The organism is Pseudomonas syringae, assembly GCF_001698815.1.
GTDB classification, from domain to species: Bacteria; Pseudomonadota; Gammaproteobacteria; order Pseudomonadales; family Pseudomonadaceae; genus Aquipseudomonas; species Aquipseudomonas syringae_A.
Genome location: NZ_LGSI01000040.1, coordinates 73163 through 98138 on the forward strand (window position 1 = coordinate 73163; position 24976 = coordinate 98138).

Consider the following 24976-nt stretch of genomic DNA (forward strand, 5'->3'; position numbering starts at 1 on the left):
GCCAGCTGCTATAGATGTGACGGCTAATGATTGTCCGCCGTCCATAACCCTGGCTGCGCGATTGGCGCACAGGTCGAATTGAGAGTGCGCAGGTGTCGGTACGCCGCGCCGAAGCTGTTGCAGTTCCACGACTGACGACGTTGTTGTCATGCAGGTCAGGCCAATTGCCGACCGCTGACGCCGGGTTGTCAGATCATCCAAGAATTTAGCTCAAGGGCATGCGCAGACGTCGATTCGTCTGCGTTCGAGCCACCGGTACTGGAGAAATAAAGCATGAGCAACTGGTTGGTAGATAAGCTGATCCCTTCAATCATGCGTTCCGAGGTCAAGAAAAGCTCGGTTCCCGAAGGTCTTTGGCATAAGTGCCCTTCTTGCGAAGCGGTGCTTTATCGTCCAGAACTGGAAAAGACCCTGGACGTCTGCCCCAAGTGCAACCACCACATGCGTATTGGCGCCCGGGCACGTCTGAACATCTTTCTGGACACCGATGGTCGTGCCGAGATCGGCGCTGATCTGGAGCCAGTGGATCGCCTGAAGTTTCGCGACAGCAAGAAATACAAGGATCGTCTCACCGGTGCGCAGAAGCAGACCGGGGAAAAGGATGCACTGATTTCCATGAGCGGTTCCTTGCTGGGCATGCCGGTGGTCGCTTGCGCATTCGAGTTCTCCTTCATGGGTGGTTCGATGGGGGCTATCGTTGGCGAGCGTTTCGTACAGGCCGCCAACTACGCGCTGGAAAAACGTTGCCCGATGATCTGCTTCGCTGCCTCCGGCGGCGCGCGCATGCAGGAAGCCCTGATTTCCCTGATGCAGATGGCCAAGACTTCGGCCGTGCTGGCCCGTCTGCGTGAAGAAGGCCTGCCATTTATCTCGGTACTCACCGACCCGGTCTACGGCGGTGTTTCCGCGAGTCTGGCAATGCTGGGTGATGTGATTGTTGCAGAGCCCAAGGCGCTGATCGGTTTCGCCGGTCCTCGCGTCATCGAGCAGACCGTGCGCGAAAAGCTGCCTGAAGGCTTCCAGCGCAGCGAGTTCCTGCTGGATCATGGCGCTATCGATTTGATCGTCCATCGTCAGGAGCTGCGTCCGCGCCTGGGCAATCTGCTCGCGCAATTCATGAACCTGCCTACCCCTAAATTCGTACCGCCGGTCCTGGAACCTATCGTCGTTCCGCCGGTTCCGGCGAACGTATGACCCCAGGATCGCTGGGCGACTGGCTCGCCTATCTGGAGCAGTTGCACCCTTCGGCCATTGATATGGGGCTGGAGCGTTCGCAACAGGTTGCCCGGCAATTGGGTCTGACCCGGCCTGCGCCCAAGGTGATTACCGTCACCGGAACCAACGGCAAGGGTTCGACCTGTGCATTCCTCGCAGCATTGCTGCAGGCGCAAGGCTTGAAAGTCGGCGTCTACAGTTCGCCTCATCTGCTGCGATACAACGAGCGGGTGCAGGTGCAGGGCGTCGAAGCCACTGATGTGGAGCTGTGCGACGCCTTTGCCGCTGTGGAGGCGGCGCGGGGTGATGTCACGCTGACTTATTTCGAGATGGGCACTTTGGCGGCTTTCTGGCTGTTCGAGCGGGCCGGGCTGGATGTTGCCGTGCTTGAAGTCGGCCTCGGCGGCCGGCTGGACGCAGTCAACCTGATCGATGCGGATCTGGCGCTGGTCACCAGCATCGGCATCGATCATGCCGACTGGTTGGGCGATACCCGTGAATCTGTCGCCTTCGAAAAGGCGGGCATTTTCCGCGAGGGCCATCCTGCGCTTTGTGGCGATCTGGACCCTCCGGCGCCTTTGCTGGCCCAGGCTGCGGCACTCAATTGCCCGCTGTGGTTGCGCGGTCGAGAGTTCGATCTGTCGATTACCGACCACAACTGGAACTGGCTGGGTCGCGACGGGGCAGGGCAGTTGGTTGAACTACGCGACCTGCCGCTGCTTGATTTGCCCATGGAGAACGCCGCGCTGGCGTTGCAGGCCTATTTATTGCTGGATATTGCCTGGCAACCGGAGGTTATTCGTGCGGCATTGGTCGGCACGCGGATTATCGGTCGCCTGGATCGCCGCTCGTTCAACTGGCATGGCAAGCACCTGCATTTACTGTTGGATGTGGGCCATAACCCCCATGCTGCGCAGTTTCTCGCCCGCCGTATGGCGCAGCGTCCGGTCGTCGGCAAGCGCCTTGCGGTGTTTGGGTTGCTGGCTGACAAGGAGCTCGAAGGTGTGGTTGCCGAGCTGGTTGGCAGTATTGCCGAATGGGCTGTTGCGCCGTTGCCAACCTCTCGCAGTCGTCCGGCGTCCGATCTTCAGGTAGCACTACAGAACCTTGGAGCAAAAGTGACGTCCTATCAGAGTGTTGCGTTGGCGCTGGAAGCTCAGTGCGCGCACGCCACGGCCGATGACGAAATTTTGCTGTTCGGGTCTTTTTACTGTGTTGCCGAGGCCCTGGAATGGTTGACCCGGCACGCCAAAGAGGAAGCTGCAAATGGCACTGCTGGATAACGTATTCAAACAGCGAATGGTCGGCGCACTGGTGCTTATTGCCGTGGCGGTGATTTTCCTGCCAATGCTGTTCACGCGACAGGACGAGTCGCATCGGGTATTGGTCGACGCGCCAGCTGCTCCGCAGACACCGCCCACGCCTCAGGTGCGGATCGAGCCGGTTCCGGTTCCCGAACCTCAGACCCTGCCTCAGGAGCCAGTACCGGCTGACGACGAAATTGGCCAGATTGCCCAGGCACCTTCGACGCCAATCGCACCTGCGCCGCCCGCGGCCAAGTCAACCCCTGCGCCTGTTGCGCCTGTTGCAAAGCCGGCGCCCAAGCCTGCTGCGCCCGCACCGGCTCCAGCCGCGCCGGCCACTGCGCCCGCGCAAGCGGCGGCCAAACCGGCCACGCCAAGCGGCGTTGATGCCAACGGTCTGTCGGTCAGCTGGTCGGTGCAACTGGCAAGCCTGTCGAATCGAGCCAATGCAGACAACCTGCAGAAAACCCTGCGTACCCAAGGCTATAACGCCTATATCCGCACCGCCGACGGTGTGAATCGGGTGTTTGTCGGTCCGCTGATCGAGCGTGCCGAAGCCGACCGGCTGCGCGATCAGCTCGACAAGCAGCAGAAGCTCAAGGGCATCGTCGTACGCTTCCAGCCCGAGCGCGGCTGAGGCTTTTTCGGCGAATGTGAGGCCTGCCGGTAATCCCCGCTTACCGGCAGGCTGGCGCTCTGCTAAAATGCGCCGCCTTATCTGTTCGCAGGCTCAAACGTGCCATTTACCCCGGTCGACTGGGCGATCCTCGGGATTGTCGTCATTTCTGCTCTGATCAGTCTCAAGCGCGGCTTCGTCAAGGAAGCTCTGTCGCTGGTGACCTGGATCATTGCAGGCGTCGTTGCCTGGATGTTCGGTGCGGGGCTTTCGCAGTATCTGGTCAGTTATATCGAGACACCCTCGTTCAGGGTGATCGCAGCCTGTACTATTCTATTTGTCGCCACCTTGCTGGTCGGCGCAATGATCAACTTTCTCATCGGAGAACTGATTCGAGTCACCGGGCTTTCCGGGACCGATCGTTTTCTCGGCATGGTCTTCGGCGCAGCGCGCGGGGGCTTGCTTGTCGTAGTGGCGGTTGGGCTGTTAAGCCTGGGGCCGGTACAACAGGATCAATGGTGGCAGCAGTCCAGATTGTTGCCACAATTTCTCATGGTCGCTGACTGGTCGAAAAACCTGATTCTCGGGATGTCCAGCAAGTGGCTCGCCAGCGGCATCAGCGTACCTGCTGATCTGCCGTTCAAGGATCACCTTCTGCCGCCTACAATGCCGCAGGAAGTGCTCGGTAAATCCAGTTCCACTAAGTAGGGGTTGTGTCGCATGTGTGGCATCGTCGGTATCGTTGGTAAGTCGAATGTCAATCAGGCGCTGTATGACGCGCTAACCGTCCTCCAGCACCGCGGCCAGGACGCTGCCGGTATCGTAACCAGTCATGATGGCCGGTTATTCCTGCGCAAGGACAATGGTTTGGTTCGTGACGTATTCCATCAGCGCCATATGCAGCGTCTGGTCGGACATATGGGCATTGGCCATGTGCGTTATCCAACAGCGGGCAGCTCGACCTCGGCCGAGGCCCAGCCGTTCTACGTCAACTCGCCGTATGGCATCACGTTGGCCCACAACGGCAACCTGACCAACGTTGAGCAACTGGCCAAGGAGATTTACGAATCCGACCTGCGCCACGTCAACACCAATTCCGATTCGGAAGTGCTGCTCAACGTCTTCGCCCATGAGCTGGCCCGGCGCGGCAAGTTGCAGCCCACCGAAGAAGACGTCTTCGCGGCAGTGTCCGACGTGCACAATCGTTGCCGTGGCGGCTATGCCGTCGTCGCGATGATCACCGGTTATGGCATCGTTGGTTTCCGTGATCCAGACGCCATTCGCCCGATCGTGTTCGGCCAGCGTCATACCGACGAAGGCGTCGAGTACATGATCGCCTCGGAAAGCGTTTCCCTTGACGTTCTCGGCTTCACGCTGATCCGTGACCTGGCGCCGGGTGAAGCGGTTTACATCACCGAAGACGGCAAGCTCCACACCCGTCAATGTGCTGCGAATCCGAAGTACGCCCCGTGCATCTTCGAACACGTCTATCTGGCGCGTCCGGACTCGATCATCGACGGCATCTCGGTCTATAAGGCGCGTCTGCGCATGGGCGAGAAGCTGGCCGACAAGATCCTGCGCGAGCGTCCGGACCACGACATCGACGTGGTTATCCCGATTCCCGACACCAGCCGTACCGCCGCTCTTGAGCTGGCGAATCACCTGGGCGTCAAGTTTCGCGAAGGCTTCGTCAAGAACCGTTACATCGGCCGCACGTTCATCATGCCCGGCCAGGCCGCACGGAAAAAATCCGTACGCCAGAAGCTCAATGCCATCGAGCTGGAATTCCGCGGCAAGAACGTGATGCTGGTGGACGACTCCATCGTGCGCGGCACCACTTGCAAGCAGATCATCCAGATGGCTCGTGAAGCTGGCGCCAAGAACGTTTATTTCTGTTCCGCTGCACCGGCAGTTCGCTATCCGAACGTGTATGGCATCGACATGCCGAGCGCTCACGAGCTGATCGCCCACAACCGTACCACTCAGGACGTCGCTGATCTGATCGGCGCCGACTGGTTGATCTATCAGGATTTGAGTGACCTGATCGAAGCGGTCAGCGGCAGCAAAAAGATCAAGATCGATAACTTCGATTGCTCGGTCTTTGACGGCAAGTACGTGACCGGTGATATCGACGAGCATTACCTGAACAAGATCGAGCAGGCGCGCAATGACGCCTCCAAGGTCAAGACTCAGGCCGTGAGCGCGATCATCGATCTGTACAACAACTAATTATCAGGGAGGGCGCGGCATGACTCAGGAATGGGATGCCGGTCGGCTGGACAGCGATCTTGAAGGCGTGGGTTTCGACACCCTCGCCGTACGGGCAGGTCAACACCGCACGCCGGAAGGCGAGCACGGCGACCCGATGTTCTTCACCTCCAGTTACGTGTTCCGCACGGCCGCCGACGCGGCTGCGCGTTTCGCCGGTGAAGTGCCGGGCAACGTTTACTCGCGCTACACCAACCCGACCGTGCGCTCCTTCGAAGAGCGCATCGCCGCCCTCGAAGGCGCGGAGCAAGCGGTAGCGACGGCGACGGGTATGGCGGCGATCCTGGCCACGGTCATGAGTCTGTGCAGCGCGGGCGACCATGTACTGGTATCGCGTAGTGTGTTCGGTTCGACCATCAGCCTGTTCGAGAAGTACTTCAAGCGCTTTGGTGTCGAAGTTGACTATGTGCCGCTGGCTGAACTGGCCGGCTGGGATGCGGCCATCAAATCGAACACTAAATTGCTGTTCGTCGAGTCGCCGTCCAATCCATTGGCTGAATTGGTGGATATCGCAGCCTTGGCCGAAATCGCCCACGCCAAGGGCGCCATGTTAGTGGTGGATAACTGCTTCTGTACGCCTGCGCTGCAACAGCCGTTGCTGCTGGGTGCCGATGTGGTTGTGCATTCGGCCACCAAGTTCATCGACGGCCAGGGTCGTTGCATGGGCGGTGTGGTTGCCGGGCGCAGCGAGCAAATGAAGGAAGTCGTAGGCTTCCTGCGCACGGCCGGGCCGACACTGAGCCCGTTCAATGCCTGGATTTTTCTCAAGGGTCTTGAAACCCTCAACCTGCGCATGCGCGCTCATTGCGCCAGTGCTCTTGAGTTGGCCGAGTGGCTGGAGCAGCAGGACGGCATCGAGAAGGTGCATTACGCCGGTCTCAAAAGCCATCCGCAGCATGCTTTGGCTCAACGCCAGCAGAAAGGCTTTGGTGCAGTGGTCAGTTTTGAAGTCAAGGGCGGCAAGGACGGCGCGTGGCGTTTCATCGACGCTACCCGCCTGATCTCCATCACGGCCAACCTGGGTGACAGCAAAACCACCATCACCCACCCAAGCACCACGTCTCATGGGCGTCTGGCGCCTCAGGAGCGGGAAGCGGCGGGCATTCGTGACAGTCTGATTCGCGTCGCGGTCGGTCTGGAAGATGTTGCTGACCTCAAAGCCGATCTGGCGCGTGGTCTGGCGGCATTGTGAGCGATTGGGTGATGCAGGCCGCCAGCTCCAGTAATGGCCGGGTGGCCTTGGTCACCGGTGCAGCACGCGGGATCGGCCTGGGCATCGCTGCCTGGTTGATTACCGAGGGCTGGCAGGTCGTCCTCGCCGACGTTGATCGCCCCCGTGGTTCGCGGGTCGCCGAGGCGCTCGGTGAGAATGCGTTGTTCATTGCCATGGACGTGGCCAGTGAAGAGCAGGTTACCGTCGGCGTCGCTGAGGTAATTGGACGCTTCGGTCGCCTGGATGCACTGGTCTGCAACGCCGCGGTGGCTGATCCGCGCAACACCACTCTCGAAAGCTTGAGCCTGGCGCACTGGAATCGTGTGCTGGCGGTCAATCTCAATGGTCCGATGCTGCTGGCCAAGCACTGTGCGCCGTATCTGCGCGCTCACTGCGGCAGTATCGTCAACCTGACCTCGACTCGCGCCCGACAATCAGAACCCGATACAGAGGCTTACGCGGCCAGCAAGGGTGGGCTGTTGGCGCTGACCCACGCCCTGGCGATCAGCCTTGGTCCGGAAATCAGGGTCAATGCGGTGAGTCCAGGCTGGATCGACGTCCGCGACCCCTCCGTGCGACGCGCTGAGCCGCTGTCTGAGGCCGATCATGCGCAGCATCCGGCGGGTAGGGTAGGCAACGTAGAGGACGTGGCGGCAATGGTGGCCTGGCTGCTGTCGCGCAATGCCGGTTTCATTACCGGGCAGGAGTTTGTGGTCGACGGCGGCATGACCCGCAAAATGGTTTACGTGGAGTGAAGGTGCCATTGGCGCTGTGATCTGTACGGAGTTGGCAAAGGCGCAAGAGATTGCGCCTTTTTTCGTTTCTGGCGTGCGGCTTGAAGCCTGAGGCTCGCCACTGCTTTTTTAGCCCATTTGAAAAAAACTTCAAGCAGGCTATTGACTTAGGTTCGTTAGGTGCGTAAATTTCGCGGCCTCAACGAAGCAAAGGGTGATTAGCTCAGCTGGGAGAGCAGCTGCCTTACAAGCAGCGGGTCGGCGGTTCGATCCCGTCATCACCCACCACTTCGTGAGTTTCAAGCTACAAGGTTTGATAGCAGCACCGGACGCAAGTCCACCGACAAGCAGCGGTAGTTCAGTCGGTTAGAATACCGGCCTGTCACGCCGGGGGTCGCGGGTTCGAGTCCCGTCCGCTGCGCCATATTTTACGGATCGGGTCAGCCCGGTCTGCGATTGAAAAGCCTCAAGGCCGATTAGTCAGGGTTACAACGAAACAGATTCTCGAAAATCTGTTTCAACAGGTTCAAACGGATGCAAGTCCGAGCGATACGCAGCGGTAGTTCAGTCGGTTAGAATACCGGCCTGTCACGCCGGGGGTCGCGGGTTCGAGTCCCGTCCGCTGCGCCATACATAGCTTCGAGGCCCTTGAACTCCTTGAAGCGAAAGAAAGCGACCTTAACAGGTCGCTTTTTTTTGCGCTGATTTCAGTGTTGGCACCGCCATTTCGTCATTTGTATCCGCATCCTTTCAATGTCCGCGTTGATCCCGCGCCTGCCTTGTTGCAGACTTGCCGATGTTCTCCAAGTCCGCAGTACTGCTGACCGTTATCTCCTCCAGGATTCTTGATGCCAAAATTATTTAGCTTTCGTACCGCGTGCTGGGCAGTTGCCCTGCTGGCTGCCGCAGGCTGTTCGGCAAAGAAGACCGCCATGTATGAGCATGAAAACTTTGACGATGCGGGGACTTTTTCCAGAGCCTACCCCGTGACTGACTCCGCTTCCTGTGAAGCGGCGCGCCGTGCCTTGCTCAGTCAGGGCTACATCATCACCAGCAGTGACCCGAAGATGATCAGCGGGCACAAAAGCTTCCAGCAAACCGGCGAAACCCATATGGAGATCAGCTTCAATGTGGTCTGCGCCGCTGATGGCACCGCTGAAAACGGTTCGACCATGTTCGCCAATGCCTTGCAGGACCGCTACGCGCTGAAAAAGACCAACAACTCTGCCAGCCTGGGTGTCGGTGTGCTGGGTTCGGTGTCGATGCCGATTGGCTCTACCGATGATTCGATGGTCAAGGTCGCCAGCGAGACCGTGGCGTCGGACAAGTTCTACGAGCGTTTCTTCATTCTGGTGGAGAATTTCCTGCCCCCGGAAGCGAAGAAAGCCGCGCATATCAAGGAAAAGCCGAAGGCCGACCTTGGCGTGCCTGAGCCAACTGCCAAACCTGCTGCCCTCACCGAGCCCAAGCCTGCTGAAACCGAGCCTGCCGAAGAAGCACCGAAGGCTGAGCCAGCCGCAGCGCCCGCTGTGGAAACCAGTCAGCCGGTGCCAGCTCCTGGCGCCGCTGATTCCTTCCAGGCCGAGCCCGCGCCGGTTGAGGCTGCGCCAGCCACGCCGGAAACCACGACAACGCCCTGAACCGTTGGAGCGAGCGGCGTTCCGATTTGCTCGCTAATCGACTGTAGGACCGGCTTCAGCCGGGAGAATGCCTCTCGCGGCTAAAGCCGCTCCTACAGGGCTTCACCCCAAAAACAGCTTATAAGCTGGATTCTCGCTCTCATCCCAATACGGATAGCCAATCTCGGCCAGCGCCGCCGGAACCAGATGCCGCTCGCCTTCGGGCACCACCAGCCCGGCCACGACCCGGCCATCTGCCGCGCCGTGGTTGCGGTAGTGGAACATTGAAATCGTCCACTGGCCGCCCAGCTTGTTGAGGAAGTTGAACAGCGCCCCCGGCCGTTCCGGGAATTCGAAGCGGAACACCACTTCATCGCTGACTCGCTCGGCATGGCCGCCGACCATGTGCCGGATGTGCAGCTTGGCCAGTTCGTTGTCGGTAAGGTCCAGCACCGGAAAACCCTGTTCGGTCAGGCTGGCCACCAAGGCCGCACGCGGGTCGGTGTCGGGATGGGTCTGCACGCCGACGAAGATGTGCGCTTCGCGGTCGGCGTGGTAGCGGTAGTTGAATTCGGTGATCTGCCGTTTGCCGATCGCTTCGCAGAAGGCCTTGAAGCTGCCGGGCTGCTCGGGAATGGTCACGGCGATGATGGCTTCGCGGCCTTCGCCCAGCTCGGCGCGCTCGGCTACATGGCGCAGGCGGTCGAAATTGACGTTGGCGCCGGAATCAATGGCCACCAGGGTCTGGCCGCTGACGCCGTAATGCTCGACGTACTTCTTGATCCCGGCCACACCCAAGGCGCCGGCAGGTTCGGTGATCGAACGGGTGTCGTCGTAGATGTCCTTGATCGCCGCGCAGATTTCGTCGGTGCTGACCGTGATCACTTCGTCGACGTAATCCTTGCAGATGTCGAAGGTGTGCTTGCCGATCTGCGCCACTGCCACGCCATCGGCGAACAAGCCGACCTGCTGCAACACCACGCGCTCGCCGTAGGCCATGGCCTGTTGCAGGCAGTTGGAATCGTCCGGCTCGACGCCGATTACCTTGATGTCCGGGCGCAGGTATTTCACGTAGGCCGCGATACCGGCAATCAGCCCGCCGCCGCCCACCGGGACGAAAATCGCGTCGAGCTGGCCCGGTTGCTGACGGAGAATTTCCATCGCCACGGTGCCTTGCCCGGCAATCGTATCGGGGTCGTCGTACGGATGGATGTAGACGAAGCCCATTTCCTCGACCAGTTTCAGCGAGTAGGCCAGCGCTTCGGGGAACGAATCGCCGTGCAGCAGCACTTTGCCGCCACGGGAACGCACGCCTTCAACCTTGATTTCCGGGGTGGTCTTGGGCATGACGATGGTCGCTTCCACGCCCAGCGTCTTGGCCGCCAGCGCCAGGCCTTGCGCGTGATTGCCCGCCGACGCGGTGACCACGCCGCGCGCCAGCTCTTCCGGGCTCAACTGCGCCAGCTTGTTGTACGCGCCGCGAATCTTAAACGAGAACACCGGCTGCAAGTCTTCGCGCTTGAGCAGCACCTGATTGCCCAGCCGTTCGGACAGCTGGCGAGCGCCATGCAGCGGAGTTTCCACGGCCACGTCGTAGACGCGGGAGGTGAGGATTTTCNCCTGATTGCCCAGCCGTTCGGACAGCTGGCGAGCGCCATGCAGCGGAGTTTCCACGGCCACGTCGTAGACGCGGGAGGTGAGGATTTTCCGGGCGTAATGATTGAGCAGGCCGGTCATCGCGTCCGTCCTTCACTGGTATTGAAAGCGCGCAGGTCCTGCGAGATGAAGAGGGCGAGCGGGGTTGGGCAAATGATCATGTCTGACTCCTGAGTGGTTGGCCCTGGAGACAGAAAAAACCCGCCTCTAGGGCGGGTTGGGTGCAAGCGTCGGCTAACCCGCCATGACTGGAATGGCGGTAATAATAATCTGGCCGAAGAAATGCTTGGTTACGTTCATGGCCTGAAGACTATTTCGGTTGTGCGGGCCAAGTCAAGGCGGTGTTGGCTAAATTCCCGCCAATGCGCCGCGTATCTTTAATGGCACTGACATTTTTCCTTCACCTCGGCACTTTAAGGTGGAGGTCATGGTCAGTGAGTGCAGTCATTAAAGAACAGCCAAGAGGGCATGCGTTATGGACGACTATCTGGAAGAAATACTCGAATACAAAGCGTTTGAACTGGATCCACCGGAACCTGCGGACGACGCTACCGAGCTGTAAGCGTCACTTAAGGTTTCAGGCAATGTGGCGTTGGCTGCGGCGGAACTCCCCAGGAGTCTGGCCGTTCCAGCGCTTAAAGGCGCGCTGGAACGCTTCGGCCGAAGCGAAACCCAGCAGATAGGCGATTTCACCGAACGCAAGTTCAGTATCGCGTATGTAAGTCATGGCCAGATCGCGACGTGTGTCATTGAGAATGGTGCGAAACCGCGTGCCTTCTTCAGCCAGCTTGCGGCGCAATGTCCAGGTCGGCAGCTTCAACCGTGCGGCAACCTCTTCCAGGTCCGGTTCCCTGCCGCCATTCAACAACGGCCCGAGCAAACGCGTGATGCGTTCACGCAAACTGCGGGTGCGGGTCAGTTGCTCCAGTTCCTTTTCACACAGTTGCAGCAAGTGCCGCCAGGTGCTCGGGCAATGCTCGGGATTGCGCAATGCCAGCACGTCTTGATCCAGCAGCAATTGATTAGAATCCGCAGCAAACGTCACCGGATTTTCACTCAGCGTTGCATAGTCAGCGGCGTACTGCGGCGCGTCGAATTCGATTTCAATGCGCTGCGCACGAATCGATGTCCCGGCCAGCGTCGAGAGTTGCTGCACCCAACCGGCGAATATCGAATCCACCACGAAGCGGTTGTAAGCGTTGTACGGGCTGATGGAGTAAAAACGCAGCCATGCGCCTTGAGCGTCTTCATGAAAACTCGAATGGCCTCGGTAATTGGAGCCGTACAGCGCTTCAAAACGGATCAGCGTGCGCACTGCCTCACGCACCGTCGGCGCTTGTGCGGCGGTCACGCCCGCCAGGCCGCATTGGCTGATCCGGCTTAACCGGCCCATGCGCAAACCCAATCCCGGCTGACCGGTGAGCTGGATGGCGGCATGGCCCAGGCGCATGTAGCGCGGAATCGACAGGCGGGCGCAGGCTTCACCCAGGCGTGCGGCGTCCAGGCCGTATTGCTCCAGCAGCGGGGCAGGATCGCAACCGAAGCTGCGCACCGCATCACTCAGGCTGTGAACAAACCCGACGGACAGATCTCCCAGACGCATCGGCGACGGATTCATGGTCAGAGCCAGACGTTGATCAGGCGCGCGCCGTGGCCGGTCTTGTCGTCCAGCGAAGGCTCGACGATCTTCAGGCCGTTACGACTGGCGAAACTGTGCCCCGCGCTGCCCTGATCCCAGAACTGACCACGCATGAACACGCTGACTCCGGCGCGGGCCGAGCTGTCTGGCAGCTTGCTGGTCAGGGTCAGGCGCTGCCAGGCTTCGCCTTCGCTGAGGCTGCCAGCCGCCAGATCGACGGAAGGGGTGAGGTCGGCGCTTTGCTCGCCGCGCCAGGGTTTGAGCCAGCCGCCGTTGCCGACCACGAATGCGGGTACGGCGATCAACTCCGCGCCGCTGTCGTTCAAGCGGCTGTAGTTGCGCGGATACCAGCTGTCGATGCCGATCAGGATGCCCAATCGTCCCGCCGGGGTATCGATTACGTTGAGCGGTGCGTCGGCGGCGGACTGGATATAACCGCGCTGATAACTGGCCGGATACAACTGTCGCTGTGGCTGGCCAAGAGGCAGGCCATCGCTGCCGAATGCCAGGCTGCTGTTGAACAAAGGGCCGCTGCCGACTTCCAGTTTACCGTTCACCACGTGGGGTTCGGGCAGCACGATGGAACCGGCGACCAGCGTCACGCCGAATTCTTTCGCCAGCCCGCCGAACACTGTCTGGTAATCGTTGGCCATGCTGCTGGCTTTCATGCGCAAGTGGGCGTCGTTCAAACGGTTCTCGCCGGTGGCGCTGAGCATGGCACCCACGAACTTCAGCGGGTTACTGACAGCCAGCCAGGTCATCGCTTCATCAATAGTGGTGGCTTGATACACCTGATTCTTTTCGCCGCTGGCAAACAGCCAGGTACCCACATGTTCGGGCAGCACAACGATGGTCTTGCTGTTGATCAGACCTTTGTCACGGGCTTGCTGCAGATAAGCCGCCAATTTGCGGTGCAGGCGGTCGATGCTTTGGTAGTCGGCGGGAAACAGCTCCGCCTGCACGCCCAGCAAGTTGCCGCGCTCGCTGGGCTGACCGTCATCGACTGCCAGTTGGATGCGCAGGTCGGACAAGTAATGGCCCACCGGGCGCTGCTCGGTCCAGACCCCGTAACTGGTCAGGGCGATCAGCAGCAGCGCGGCAATGAAAACAGCAAAAAATGTACGCATAAGAAGGAAAAGGGCTGCCGGGTACTGGTTTGCCGCCTAGGGTAGGGCGCGCCATCGCGCTTGCCAACCCTTGCTGCACGTTTGGATCAATAACTTGTCACTTTCAGTCATTGAGCGTGTTGGGTGCGGCCTTTACTGTTGCGCCATGAACAGGCCCCGAGGGCTTGAATAATTGACGGTTGCCCAAGGCATCCGCGTCCCGTGATCACGCTTGATGGAGTCTTTATGGCCGCCGCTCACTACCCGCACCTGTTGGCCCCGCTGGATCTGGGTTTCACCACGCTGCGCAACCGCACATTGATGGGCTCCATGCACACCGGTCTGGAAGAGAAACCCGGTGGATTCGAGCGCATGGCGGCGTACTTTGCCGAGCGTGCCCGTGGCGGCGTCGGCCTGATGGTGACCGGCGGTATCGCGCCCAACGATGAAGGGGGTGTGTATTCCGGCGCCGCGAAGCTGACCAATACCGGGGAAGCGGAACAGCATCGCATCGTCACCCAAGCCGTGCATGAAGCGGGCGGCAAGATCTGCCTGCAAATCCTGCATGCCGGGCGCTATGCCTACAGCCCCAAACAAGTCGCGCCGAGCGCAATCAAAGCGCCGATCAACCCGTTCACACCCCGGGAGCTGGACGAAGAAGGCATCGAGAAACAGATTCAGGATTTCGTGACCTGCTCGACCCTGGCCCAGAGCGCCGCCTACGACGGCGTCGAAATCATGGGTTCGGAAGGCTACTTCATTAACCAGTTCCTCGCCGCCCATACCAACCATCGCACTGATCGCTGGGGTGGCAGCTACGAAAATCGCATGCGTCTGGCGGTAGACATCGTGCGTCGGGTACGCGAAGCGGTCGGCCCGCAGTTCATCATCATTTTCCGTCTGTCGATGCTGGATCTGATCGAAGGCGGCAGCAGCTGGGAAGAAATCGTTCAGCTGGCCAAGGCCATTGAGCAGGCTGGCGCGACCCTCATCAACACCGGGATCGGCTGGCATGAAGCGCGGATTCCGACCATTGCCACCAAAGTGCCGCGTGCGGCGTTCAGCAAAGTGACGGCCAAGCTGCGCGGCTCGGTGAGCATTCCGCTGATCACCACTAACCGGATCAATACCCCGGAAATCGCCGAGCAGATCCTCAGCGAAGGCGACGCCGACATGGTCTCCATGGCCCGACCGTTCCTCGCCGATCCAGAGTTCGTCAACAAAGCCGCTGCCGGTCGCGCCGATGAAATCAATACGTGTATTGGCTGCAACCAGGCGTGCCTGGACCACACCTTCGGCGGCAAGCTGACTACCTGTCTGGTCAACCCTCGCGCCTGTCACGAAACCGAACTCAACTATGTACCCACCCGGCAGATCAAGCGCATTGCGGTGATCGGCGCCGGTCCTGCGGGTCTGGCAGCGGCCACGGTGGCCGCCGAGCGTGGACATAAGGTCACGCTGTTCGATTCCGCGAGCGAGATCGGCGGCCAGTTCAACATCGCCAAGCGCGTGCCGGGCAAGGAAGAGTTTTTCGAAACCTTGCGGTATTTCGCTCGCAAGTTGCAGACCACCGGTGTTGAAGTCCGCCTGAACGAACGGGTTGCCGTGGCGGATCTGGTCAACGCGGGTTATGACGACATCATCCTCGCCACCGGTATCGCGCCGCGCACTCCAGCCATTCCCGGCATCGACAACCCCAAGGTGCTGAGCTATCTGGACGTGATCCTTGCGCGTAAGCCTGTAGGGCATAACGTTGCAGTAATTGGCGCGGGCGGCATCGGTTTCGATGTGTCGGAATTCCTGGTCCATCAAGGTGTTTCGACGAGCCTGGATCGCGAGGCGTTCTGGAAGGAATGGGGCATCGACACCGCCCTGCAAGCCCGGGGTGGCGTGGCGGGCATCAAACCCGAGCCCCATGCACCGGCGCGTCAGGTGTTTCTGTTGCAGCGCAAGGCTTCCAAGGTCGGCGACGGTCTGGGCAAAACCACCGGCTGGATTCATCGCACCGGTCTGAAAAACAAACAGGTGCAGATGCTCAACAGCGTTGAATACCTGCGGATCGACGACGCCGGCCTGCACATCCGCATCGGCGAAGGCGAAGAGAAATTGCTGCCGGTGGATAACATCGTGATCTGCGCCGGCCAGGACCCGCTGCGGGAGTTGTACGACGGGCTGGTGGACACGGGCCAGCAGGTGCACCTGATCGGCGGCGCGGACGTGGCGGCGGAGCTGGATGCCAAGCGGGCGATTGATCAAGGCTCAAGGTTGGCGGCGGGTTTGTAAACCGATGTATCCCTGTAGGAGGGAATTTATTCCCGAAGGCATTTGAACAGGCGGTGAAGATCCGTCGCCTGAACAGGCGCTTTCGCGGATAAATCCGCTCCCACGAATCTGCGCCAGACCAGCTGAATGTGCGTGAGTGTTAGACTGCGCCTCTCTCAATGCGGGCCAGACGACGTGTCACTCAACCCCATCAACTGGCAACCCCATGCCCCTCTGCAACCGCTGAAACTGCCCTGGCTAGACCATGCCTGCGTCGAGGTGGCAGTGTTGCGTCTGGACCTGATCGACGCCCTGATCAGCGGCAATAAATGGTTCAAGCTTGATCATCACCTTGCGGCCGCCAGCGAGGCCAATGCCCAGGGCGTGATCAGTCTGGGCGGTGCGCATTCCAATCATTTGCATGCTTTGGCGGCGGCAGGCAAACGTTTCGATTTCCCCACCGTAGGCTTATTGCGCGGTCATGCGCAGGAAACCCCGACCACGCGGGATCTGCAGGCATTTGGCATGCAGTTGCATTGGCTCGGTTATGGCGGCTATCGGGCGCGGCACGAGCCTGATTTCTGGCTGCCCTGGCTGGCGCGCTATCCGGACTTTTATCCGATCCCGGAAGGCGGTGGCGGTTTGGCCGGTGCTTCGGGATGCGCCGAGTTATTGAGCATGGCCCGTGGCCAGCTGGGTAATTTAAGTTGGGACGATTATCACGGCTGGTGGCTGGCCGCCGGAACGGGCACGACGCTGGCCGGGCTGGTGCTGGCTGAAGCGGGGGCGCATCCAGTGTATGGCGCCATGGCGGTGCCGGATGGGCATGGGGTGCAGGAGAATGTGGCGGCGGTCCTCCATGCGGGAACTGCGCAAGCGTGTAGGAGCGAACTTGAGTGGGAGCGAGCTTGCTCGCGAAGCAGGCTGACACTCAGTCCCGACAACAAGTTGTCTCCTGCCGCAGATTCCCTGTTTCATCTGCTCGACGCCAGTCGCGGCGGCTTCGCCAAAACCGATCCGCTGCTGCTCGATTTCATCGCTGCCAGCGAAAACCAGAGTGGCATTCCCTTCGAACCGCTGTACACAGGCAAAGCCCTGCTGATGCTGCGCGATGAAGTTTCGGCTGGGCGTTTCGTGGCGAGCACGCGTTTGATCTTCATTCACACCGGAGGCCTGCAAGGTCGGCGAGCGATGGGCCTCTAGGCGGCCGATTCCTGCCTTTGGCACGAATCCTGCGCCACTCTGGTCATGACGGGTCGGCCCTGAATACGTGGATGACACTTTCAGAGTGAACCCTTTCAGCCGCTGTCCCGATAATCGATAGCTTCCTGATGCAACGTCGAGGTTCAGCATGACCAGTGCAACTGCAGGGCAGGTCAGTCCCGCCACTTTGAGAAAAGTCATTGTTGCCGCCGCCATCGGCAACTTCGTCGAATGGTTCGACTTCGCGGTCTACGGCTTCCTGGCCACCACCATTGCCCAACAGTTTTTTCCCAGCGGCGATGCCAGTGCCGCCTTGTTGAAAACCTTCGCGGTGTTCGCCGTGGCCTTCGCATTTCGGCCTTTGGGCGGGATTTTCTTCGGCATGCTGGGCGACCGGATCGGACGTAAGCGAACTCTGGCGATGACCATTTTGCTGATGGCTGGCGCCACGACCCTGATCGGCGTGTTACCGACCTATGCCGCCATCGGAGTGATGGCGCCGATTCTGTTGACGCTCATCCGCTGCGCGCAAGGTTTCTCGGCGGGCGGTGAGTACGCCGGGGCCTGCGCTTATCTGATGGAGCATGCGCCCAACGACAAGCGTGCCTGGTATGGCAGCTTCATTCCCGTTTCGACCTTTTCCGCCTTCGCTGCCGCAGCGGTGGTGGCTTATGCACTGGAAGCATCGCTGTCTGCCGAGGCCATGGGCAGCTGGGGCTGGCGCCTGCCGTTCCTGATCGCCGCGCCATTGGGGCTCGTCGGGCTTTACCTGCGCTGGAAACTGGACGAAACCCCGGCGTTTCAGGCTGTCAAAGAGGAGCACGCGGTTGCCCACTCGCCACTCAAGGAAACCCTGCGCAACCACGGTGCGGCGATCTGCTGTCTTGGCGCTTTCGTTTCCCTGACGGCCTTGTCGTTCTATATGTTCACCACTTATTTCGCCACCTACCTGCAAGTGGCCGGCGGCCTGAGTCGTGCCACGGCGCTGCTGGTGTCATTGATCGCATTGATCTTCGCCGCAGCAATCTGTCCGCTGGCCGGGCTCTATTCGGATCGCGTCGGGCGCCGCGTCACGATCATGAGCGCCTGCGCGTTGTTGATCATTGTGGTTTATCCATCCTTCCTGATGGCCAGCTCCGGCTCGTTCGCGGCGTCCATTGTCGGCGTCATGCTGCTGGCCGTTGGCGCGGTGTTGTGCGGTGTGGTTACGGCGGCGTTGCTTTCGGAAACCTTTCCAACCCGCACCCGCTATACCGCATCGGCGATCACCTACAACATGGCCTACACCATCTTTGGTGGCACCGCGCCCTTGATGGCGACCTGGTTGATCACGACGACGGGCAGCAACCTTTCGCCGGCGTTTTACCTGATCGCTGTCGCCTTGCTGGCGTTGGCGGGCGGGATGGCCTTGCGGGAAACTTCGCGGATTTCCCTGCATGATGTTCCCACTGAGAACAAGGCTGCAGTGGTTACTGTCGCGACGTGAAATTGTTGGAGCGAGGCTTGCCCGCGAATCAGGCGCCTCGCTCCCACTGACTGTTTATTTCTGCAACAAATTGTGGCGATAGCGCCCCAAAAAATGGCACATTGGCGGCCCCGCGTGCCGTCGACACATTTTGCAATGAGCTGTCAGGGCACATCCAAACGCTCCACGGATGAACTTCATGGCCGTCAGCAACCCTGCTTCAAACGCAATTCCAGCCTCACCCTCCAGCACGACCAGTCCACTGGTGATGCGCATCATTGGCGCGGTGGCGCTGGCGCATTTGATCAATGACCTGATCCAGGCTGTGCTGCCGTCGATCTACCCGATGCTCAAGGAAAACTACGGGCTGAGCTTCACCCAGGTTGGCCTGATTACGCTGACATTCCAGATCACCGCTTCGCTGCTGCAGCCCTGGGTGGGTTATTACACTGACCGCCACCCCAATCCGCTGGTCTTGCCGCTGGGTTCGATCTGCACCCTGATTGGCATTCTGATGCTGTCCATGGTCGGCAGTTTTCCGCTGATCCTCCTGGCTTCGGCGCTGATCGGCATCGGTTCCTCGACCTTTCACCCGGAAGCTTCGCGTATCGCGCGGCTGGCATCGGGTGGGCGTTTTGGCTTGGCGCAGTCGACCTTTCAGGTAGGCGGCAACACCGGCTCGGCATTCGGCCCGCTGCTGGCGGCGGCGATCATCATTCCGTTCGGCCAGGGGCACGTGGCCTGGTTCGGGCTGTTTGCGCTGTTTTCCTTAGGTTTGCTGTACGCCATCAGCCGTTGGTATCGCTCGCACTTGAGTCTGTTCAAGCTCAAGCAAGGCCAGGCCGCGACGCACGGATTGTCGAAAGGCCGTGTAACCATGGCGTTGGCGATCCTGGCGTTTCTGGTGTTTTCCAAGTTCTTCTATATGTCGAGCATTACCAGCTACTTCACCTTTTACCTGATAGAAAAGTTTGATCTGTCGGTGGCGGCTTCGCAGTTGCAGCTGTTCCTGTTTCTCGGCGCGGTGGCGGCGGGCACCTTCTTTGGCGGGCCGATTGGCGACAAGATCGGCCGCAAGGCGGTGATCTGGTTTTCGATTCTCGGCGCGGCACCCTTCACGTTGGCATTGCCTTACGCGGACCTGTTCTGGACCAGCGTTTTGAGCGTGATCATCGGTTTCATCCTGGCTTCGGCATTCTCCGCCATTGTCGTGTACGCCCAGGAACTGGTGCCGGGCAACGTCGGCATGATCGCGGGGATTTTCTTCGGCCTGATGTTCGGTTTCGGCGGCATCGGTGCGGCGTTGCTCGGTTATCTGGCGGACAGCCACGGCATTTTGTTCGTCTATACGCTGTGTTCGTTCCTGCCGCTGCTGGGCATCCTGGCGATTTTCCTGCCGCGCTCCAGAAAGTCTGCCTGATCGTTTAAACCGGAGCGACGGGCTGGGCGAGGATCGGCGTAGCGTTGCTGGTGTCACCCAGATTGGGCCAGATATCAGCGACGAGAAATATTCGCTCGGCTTCTTCCCATTCGCCGTCAGGATTTTCCGTCAGGCGTACCAGAAGTTGTGCCGGCGCCCGTGGGTCCAGCTCTGCCAGCCAGTCATCAAGTTGTTCGTGGCTCCACGGTTGCGCGTAATGCGCCGGTGCCAGCCAGGCGTGACGCGGCAGCAATTGCCAGCGACCTTTGGGGCGCTGGCTGGCAAATTCGTCCCAATCACGCTGATGCAGCCAACTGCCGCGCAAATGCTGGGGATGCGCGCCTTCGGGAGCTTGCGCCTGACCGGGCCAGGGATACAGCAGGTAACCGCCCAGCCAAAGTTCGGCGTTGAAATGCTCGATATTCAGCGCCGCAAGGGTTTCGCGACTTTCCGGACGCGCTGAAATCGGCAGTTGATGCTGACTAAGGTGAGCCAGTTTGCGATCCAACCGGTCATGGCAGCCTGGCCCCAGCCATTGTGCCGGATCGCTGCCATCACCGTTTTGCGGACCCAGATACAGCTTGATCGCCAGTTCCACGTGGTGCACGCCATCTGCATCGCGCAGCAGCATATCCAGTTCCCCCAGCGTATGCCCGCCCACGCGGATCGGCAGGTTGGCGGCGATCATCTCGACGCCCGGCGCATGATGCACAGCGAATTGCCACAGGCGTTCGTAATACAAACCCAGGCGTCGCGTTGCACCCAGCGCCAGCCAGTGATCGAGTTTGTGGCTGTCCTGATCCAGCTGGAGCAGGAAGTCGGCCAATTGGTGCGGCTGGTGTACCCAGTCGCTGGCCGACAATGGATGGCGCTGCGGCCACGGGGTCTGCCCAAGCATCGGAGGCGCCAGGATGACCCAGGCAAGATCACGCACTGGCGAGTTGCGTAATTGGCGGGGCAGGTGAGTCAGGCTCGGGAATAGGCTCATGGTCCGAGGATAGCGGAACTTGCGGGAGGGCGTACGGCGCAGCCTGTCGCGCGGCAAACGCTAAATCCGTTGGAGCGAGGCTTGCCCGCGATGACGTCACGTCAGCCAATGCACTTGTCGGCGGTGAAACACTTGCGAGCGTCTTGAGTCGAGTTGCACCAACAGCATTTGCGGCGCGGCTTAATCAGGTTTCGCCCTGACGGTCGACCCCCTTTGTTTCGGTGTACGGACCGGAGACATGGTGGGAGCGAACTTCTTCGCGAGGCGTTATTCCGTTCTACCCAGGATCAACGCCTCGCCAACAAGTTGACCCCCACAACATCGGCAATTGCCGCTACCCCGGCCTTTCACCCATAATCCCCTTCTTTAAGCCGCATCGAACCCCCGCAGGAGCCCCATGGAGCAATTTCGCAATATCGGCATCATCGGTCGCCTCGGCAGTGTGCAGGTGCTCGATACCGTTCGCCGACTCAAGAAGTTTCTGCTGGGACGGCACCTGCACGTCATTCTCGAAGACACCATTGCTGAAGTGTTGCCGGGCCATGGCCTGCAAACCTCGTCGCGCAAGATGCTCGGGGAAGTGTGCGACATGGTGATCGTCGTTGGCGGCGATGGCAGCCTGCTCGGCGCGGCGCGAGCGCTGGCCAAGCACAATGTGCCGGTGCTGGGGATCAACCGCGGCAGCCTGGGATTTCTCACTGATATTCGTCCCGACGAGCTGGAAGTGAAGTGCGCCGAAGTGCTGGACGGCCACTATCTGGTGGAAAACCGCTTCCTGTTGCAGGCCGAAGTCCGTCGTCACGGCGAAGCCATTGGTCAGGGCGATGCTCTGAACGACGTAGTGCTGCACCCCGGCAAGTCGACGCGCATGATCGAATTCGAGCTGTACATCGACGGCCAGTTCGTCTGCAGTCAGAAGGCCGATGGCCTGATCGTCGCCACGCCAACCGGTTCGACTGCGTATGCGCTGTCGGCGGGCGGGCCGATCATGCATCCCAAGCTTGATGCCATCGTCATCGTGCCGATGTACCCGCACACCTTGTCCGGCCGGCCTATTGTGGTGGACGGCAATAGTGAACTGAAAATCGTCGTCTCCAAGGACATGACGATTTATCCACAGGTCTCCTGTGACGGGCAGAACCATTTCACTTGCGCACCCGGCGATACCATTACCGTGAGCAAGAAGCCGCAGAAACTGCGCCTGATCCATCCGCTGGATCACAACTATTACGAAGTGTGCCGCACCAAGCTTGGCTGGGGCAGCCGGCTTGGTGGTGGAGGCGATTGATGCTCGATCCCGCGCGTAGCTACGATCTGATCGGTGACGTGCATGGATGTGCCCATACGCTGGAGCAATTGCTCAGCGTGCTGGGCTACCGTTTTCAGGCCGGCGTCTGGCGTCACCCGGAGCGCATCGCGGTGTTCCTCGGCGACATCATCGACCGCGGGCCCTTGATCCGCGAAGCCCTGCATATCGTGCGCGACATGGTCGTGGCCGGGCATGCGGTGTGCATCATGGGTAATCACGAGTTCAATGCGCTGGGTTGGGTGACACCGGCCTTGTCCGAAAGCGGCAAGCTGTTCGTGCGCGAGCATTCGCCACGGCACGCGCGCCTGATTGGCGAAACCCTGGCGCAGTTCGAGCAATATCCGGACGAGTGGAACGACTTCGTCAACTGGTTCTACGAACTGCCGCTGTTCATCGACGCCGAGCGTTTTCGCGTGGTGCATGCGTGCTGGGACTCCAGTCTGATCGGACCCTTGCTGGGTTTGCATGGCAACGGTTGCATCGACAAGCATTTTGTCCAGGCGTCGGCGGTGCCCGGCAGTTTTGCCAGCGCGGTATTCGATCGCCTGTTGCGCGGCACCGACATGCGTTTGCCCCATGGCATGACGTTTACCGGTGGCGACGGCCTGACGCGGGCGTTCTTTCGCACCAAATTCTGGGAAGACGATCCGCAAACCTATGGCGACGTGGTCTTTCAGCCCGACGCCTTGCCGGAAGGCGTGGCCAAGACGCCGTTGACCACCACTGAAAAAAACGCCCTGTTGCGCTATGGCATCGACGAACCCTTGCTGTTCGTCGGCCATTACTGGCGCAGCGGCGTGCCTGCTCCCATTCGGCCAAACCTGGCTTGCCTGGATTACAGCGCCGTGCTTTACGGCAAGTTGGTCGCCTATCGGCTTGACCAGGAAACCCGTATCGATCCTGACAAATTCGTCTGGATCGATGTCAAACGCCCCGAGGCTGTGTAATGAGTCCTGTTGCTGTATTGCGTCTGCCGCTGACCACTGATCTGAGTGGCTTTGTCAGCCTGTTGAACCGCTTGCGGGTGCCCCATCGCGTCAGTGAAGAGGCGGGCGAGCAAGTGTTGTGGGTGCCGGACACCCCGCAGCTCGCCGAAGATGTGCGCACCCTGTATCAGCAATACCCGGAAGGCGACGAAAACTACCAGCTGCCCCCTGGCCAACAGTCCGGCAGCCTGCCGCGCTCGGGTTTTGTCCGGCAGCTCAAGGACAGCCCGGTCACGTCGCTGATTCTGCTGGCCTGTCTGATCGTGGCCGGCATCACGCTGCTGGGCGACAACCTGCAGGCGGTGAGCTGGCTGACCTTCCTCGATTTCCGCATTCATGGCGATTACGCGAGTTTCAGGCCACTTGCCGATACTCTGGCAGCGGGTCAATGGTGGCGTATCGTCACGCCCATGCTGATTCACTTCGGCATCCTGCACTTGGCCATGAACGCCATGTGGTACTGGGAGCTGGGGCGGCGCATCGAATTGCGTCAAGGCAGTGGGTATTTGCTCGGCCTGACCCTGTTGTTCAGCGCGGTTTCCAACTACGTTCAATACCAGTTCGGTGGACCGAGCCTGTTTGGCGGCTTGTCCGGCGTGCTGTATGGCTTGCTCGGTCATTGCTGGATCTTTCAAATGCTCGCACCGAACCCCATCTATCGTTTACCGCGCGGGGTTCTGGTGATGATGCTGGTCTGGCTGGCGTTGTGCCTGTCGGGGCTGGTGAGCATGCTCGGCTTCGGCGAAATCGCCAACGGCGCGCATGTGGGCGGTCTGATCATCGGTTGTGTTACAGGTCTGTTGGGCGGTGCTCTGGCCCGCCGCAGCGTCTAAAATTTCCCGCTTGTTTTTATTGAGTGTTGTGGAGCGTTCTATGTCCTCTTTTGTTGAAATGATCGAAAACATCACCCCGGACATCTACGAGAGCCTGAAGCTGGCCGTGGAAATCGGGAAATGGTCGGACGGCCGCAAGCTGACCCAGGAACAGCGTGAATTGTCCTTGCAGGCGCTGATCGCCTGGGAAGTGCAGAATCTGCCGGAAGACCAGCGCATCGGCTACATGGGGCCGCAGGAATGCGCCTCCAAATCCACGACGGTGCCTAACATCCTGTTCAAGTCGGATGCCATCCATTGATCGAGATTGGTCGCGGCGCAGTCAACAAAATGTCAGCCCGCCTTGATGAACCGCTGGTGCAATACAGCTTTCGTCTGGGTGACAACGAGATTCCGGTCAACCCGCTGATTGGCAAGACCGTGCGCCTGGAATTCCTCGGCGCGATTCATTGCAGTCATTGCGGGCGCAAGACCAAGTCCAGCTACAGTCAAGGCTATTGCTACCCGTGCATGCTCAAGCTGGCGCAGTGCGACATCTGCATCATGAGCCCGGAAAAATGCCATCACGAACACGGCACTTGCCGCGATCCGGCGTGGGGCGAGCAGTTCTGCATGACCGATCACGTGGTGTACCTGGCCAATTCGTCGGGCGTCAAAGTCGGCATCACCCGCGCGACCCAGCTGCCGACACGCTGGCTCGACCAGGGTGCAAGCCAGGCGTTGCCGATTATTCGCGTAGCCACTCGCCAGCAGTCCGGTTTTGTCGAAGACCTGCTGCGTAGCCAGGTTGCCGACCGCACCAACTGGCGCGCGCTGCTCAAGGGCGACGCGGTGCCTGTGGACCTTGCCGCCGTGCGCCAGCAATTGTTCGACAGTTGCGCCGAGGGGCTGGCAGGACTGCAAGAACGATTCGGCCTGCAGGCTATCCAATTGCTACATGACGTCGAGCCAATCGAGATCCGCTACCCCGTCGAGGCGTACCCGACCAAGATTGTCAGCTTCAACCTGGACAAGAATCCGATCGCCGAAGGCACGTTGCTGGGGATCAAGGGCCAGTACCTGATTTTCGATACCGGCGTGATCAATATTCGCAAATACACGGCCTATCAACTGGCCGTGCATCAGTAAAAAGGACTCCAT

The 24976-nt window shown here is 60.1% G+C and carries 21 protein-coding genes and 3 tRNA genes; 20 read left to right on the forward strand and 4 right to left on the reverse strand.

All coding sequences use genetic code 11. The annotated features are described in order from the left end of the window. Positions 1-273: 273 nt before the first annotated feature. From accD to AFK24_RS11805, 11 genes are all read left to right on the forward strand, one after another. Positions 274-1194 carry an acetyl-CoA carboxylase, carboxyltransferase subunit beta gene (gene accD / locus AFK24_RS11755; RefSeq protein ID WP_065833405.1) on the forward strand — a complete coding sequence of 307 codons (921 nt, stop codon included), beginning with the start codon at positions 274-276 and terminating at the stop codon, positions 1192-1194. Beyond that, positions 1191-2498, forward strand: a complete 1308-nt coding sequence (gene folC / locus AFK24_RS11760; RefSeq protein ID WP_065833406.1) for a bifunctional tetrahydrofolate synthase/dihydrofolate synthase — start codon at positions 1191-1193, stop codon at positions 2496-2498. Before accD ends, folC begins: the two co-directional genes overlap by 4 nt. Then, the gene (locus tag AFK24_RS11765; RefSeq protein WP_065833407.1) at positions 2482-3156 is read left to right on the forward strand and encodes an SPOR domain-containing protein; all 675 of its coding nucleotides are present in this window, start codon (positions 2482-2484) and stop codon (positions 3154-3156) included. The genes folC and AFK24_RS11765 overlap by 17 nt, the downstream gene beginning before the upstream one ends. A 99-nt stretch (positions 3157-3255) precedes the next feature. Beyond that, positions 3256-3843, forward strand: a complete 588-nt coding sequence (locus AFK24_RS11770; RefSeq protein ID WP_020290363.1) for a CvpA family protein — start codon at positions 3256-3258, stop codon at positions 3841-3843. A 12-nt stretch (positions 3844-3855) separates the two neighbouring features. Then, positions 3856-5364, forward strand: coding sequence for an amidophosphoribosyltransferase (gene purF / locus AFK24_RS11775; protein WP_065833408.1), 1509 nt, complete (start codon positions 3856-3858; stop codon positions 5362-5364). A gap of 19 nt (positions 5365-5383) precedes the next feature. Continuing rightward, positions 5384-6595 (forward strand): O-succinylhomoserine sulfhydrylase, encoded by a 1212-nt coding sequence (locus AFK24_RS11780; protein WP_020290361.1) that lies wholly within the window; start codon positions 5384-5386, stop codon positions 6593-6595. An 11-nt stretch (positions 6596-6606) separates the two neighbouring features. Beyond that, on the forward strand, positions 6607-7371 hold the full coding sequence (locus AFK24_RS11785; protein WP_065833527.1) for an SDR family oxidoreductase: 765 nt from the start codon (positions 6607-6609) through the stop codon (positions 7369-7371). Positions 7372-7562: 191 nt separating this feature from the next. Beyond that, positions 7563-7638: transfer RNA gene (locus AFK24_RS11790), tRNA-Val, on the forward strand. A gap of 59 nt (positions 7639-7697) precedes the next feature. Continuing rightward, a tRNA-Asp gene (locus AFK24_RS11795) sits at positions 7698-7774 on the forward strand. Between the two features lie 129 nt (positions 7775-7903). After that, positions 7904-7980 (forward strand) — tRNA-Asp (locus AFK24_RS11800). 218 nt (positions 7981-8198) lie between these two features. Continuing rightward, the gene (locus AFK24_RS11805; protein ID WP_065833409.1) at positions 8199-8990 is read left to right on the forward strand and encodes a DUF2242 domain-containing protein; all 792 of its coding nucleotides are present in this window, start codon (positions 8199-8201) and stop codon (positions 8988-8990) included. 102 nt (positions 8991-9092) lie between these two features. Here AFK24_RS11805 and ilvA read toward each other — a convergent pair whose 3' ends face one another. The 3 genes from ilvA to AFK24_RS11825 all read right to left on the reverse strand — a co-directional run bounded on the left by ilvA (position 9093) and on the right by AFK24_RS11825 (position 13391). Then, a complete protein-coding gene (ilvA, locus tag AFK24_RS11810; protein ID WP_240500378.1) occupies positions 9093-10706 on the reverse strand; it encodes a threonine ammonia-lyase, biosynthetic in 1614 nt (537 codons plus the stop codon). A gap of 496 nt (positions 10707-11202) precedes the next feature. Next, a complete protein-coding gene (locus AFK24_RS11820; protein WP_065833410.1) occupies positions 11203-12243 on the reverse strand; it encodes an AraC family transcriptional regulator in 1041 nt (346 codons plus the stop codon). 2 nt (positions 12244-12245) lie between these two features. Beyond that, the gene (locus AFK24_RS11825; protein WP_065833411.1) at positions 12246-13391 is read right to left on the reverse strand and encodes a nitrilase-related carbon-nitrogen hydrolase; all 1146 of its coding nucleotides are present in this window, start codon (positions 13389-13391) and stop codon (positions 12246-12248) included. A gap of 225 nt (positions 13392-13616) precedes the next feature. Here AFK24_RS11825 and AFK24_RS11830 point away from each other — a divergent pair, with 225 nt between their 5' ends. The 4 genes from AFK24_RS11830 to AFK24_RS11845 all read left to right on the forward strand — a co-directional run bounded on the left by AFK24_RS11830 (position 13617) and on the right by AFK24_RS11845 (position 19720). Further along, positions 13617-15653, forward strand: a complete 2037-nt coding sequence (locus AFK24_RS11830; protein WP_065833412.1) for an NADPH-dependent 2,4-dienoyl-CoA reductase — start codon at positions 13617-13619, stop codon at positions 15651-15653. A 174-nt stretch (positions 15654-15827) separates the two neighbouring features. Further along, positions 15828-16835 (forward strand): 1-aminocyclopropane-1-carboxylate deaminase/D-cysteine desulfhydrase, encoded by a 1008-nt coding sequence (locus AFK24_RS11835; RefSeq protein ID WP_065833413.1) that lies wholly within the window; start codon positions 15828-15830, stop codon positions 16833-16835. A gap of 148 nt (positions 16836-16983) precedes the next feature. Then, positions 16984-18321, forward strand: coding sequence for an MFS transporter (locus tag AFK24_RS11840; RefSeq protein WP_065833414.1), 1338 nt, complete (start codon positions 16984-16986; stop codon positions 18319-18321). 178 nt (positions 18322-18499) lie between these two features. After that, positions 18500-19720 (forward strand): MFS transporter, encoded by a 1221-nt coding sequence (locus tag AFK24_RS11845; RefSeq protein ID WP_065833529.1) that lies wholly within the window; start codon positions 18500-18502, stop codon positions 19718-19720. A gap of 4 nt (positions 19721-19724) precedes the next feature. On the opposite strand, the gene AFK24_RS11850 is transcribed toward AFK24_RS11845, so the two are convergent. Further along, a complete protein-coding gene (locus AFK24_RS11850) occupies positions 19725-20708 on the reverse strand; it encodes a DUF1853 family protein (protein WP_065833530.1) in 984 nt (327 codons plus the stop codon). Positions 20709-21105: 397 nt separating this feature from the next. Between AFK24_RS11850 and AFK24_RS11855 the strand changes: the two genes are divergently transcribed. Genes AFK24_RS11855 through AFK24_RS11875 form a run of 5 tightly spaced genes read left to right on the forward strand, consistent with a single transcriptional unit; the run spans position 21106 to position 24964 of the window. Further along, positions 21106-21996, forward strand: a complete 891-nt coding sequence (locus AFK24_RS11855; protein WP_020288833.1) for an NAD(+) kinase — start codon at positions 21106-21108, stop codon at positions 21994-21996. Beyond that, positions 21996-22964, forward strand: coding sequence for a metallophosphoesterase (locus AFK24_RS11860; RefSeq protein WP_065833415.1), 969 nt, complete (start codon positions 21996-21998; stop codon positions 22962-22964). Before AFK24_RS11855 ends, AFK24_RS11860 begins: the two co-directional genes overlap by 1 nt. After that, the gene (locus AFK24_RS11865; protein ID WP_065833416.1) at positions 22964-23836 is read left to right on the forward strand and encodes a rhomboid family intramembrane serine protease; all 873 of its coding nucleotides are present in this window, start codon (positions 22964-22966) and stop codon (positions 23834-23836) included. Before AFK24_RS11860 ends, AFK24_RS11865 begins: the two co-directional genes overlap by 1 nt. A gap of 40 nt (positions 23837-23876) precedes the next feature. Beyond that, positions 23877-24137 (forward strand): YeaC family protein, encoded by a 261-nt coding sequence (locus AFK24_RS11870; protein WP_020288830.1) that lies wholly within the window; start codon positions 23877-23879, stop codon positions 24135-24137. Beyond that, a complete protein-coding gene (locus AFK24_RS11875) occupies positions 24134-24964 on the forward strand; it encodes a DUF2797 domain-containing protein (RefSeq protein ID WP_065833417.1) in 831 nt (276 codons plus the stop codon). Before AFK24_RS11870 ends, AFK24_RS11875 begins: the two co-directional genes overlap by 4 nt. Positions 24965-24976: the final 12 nt, after the last annotated feature.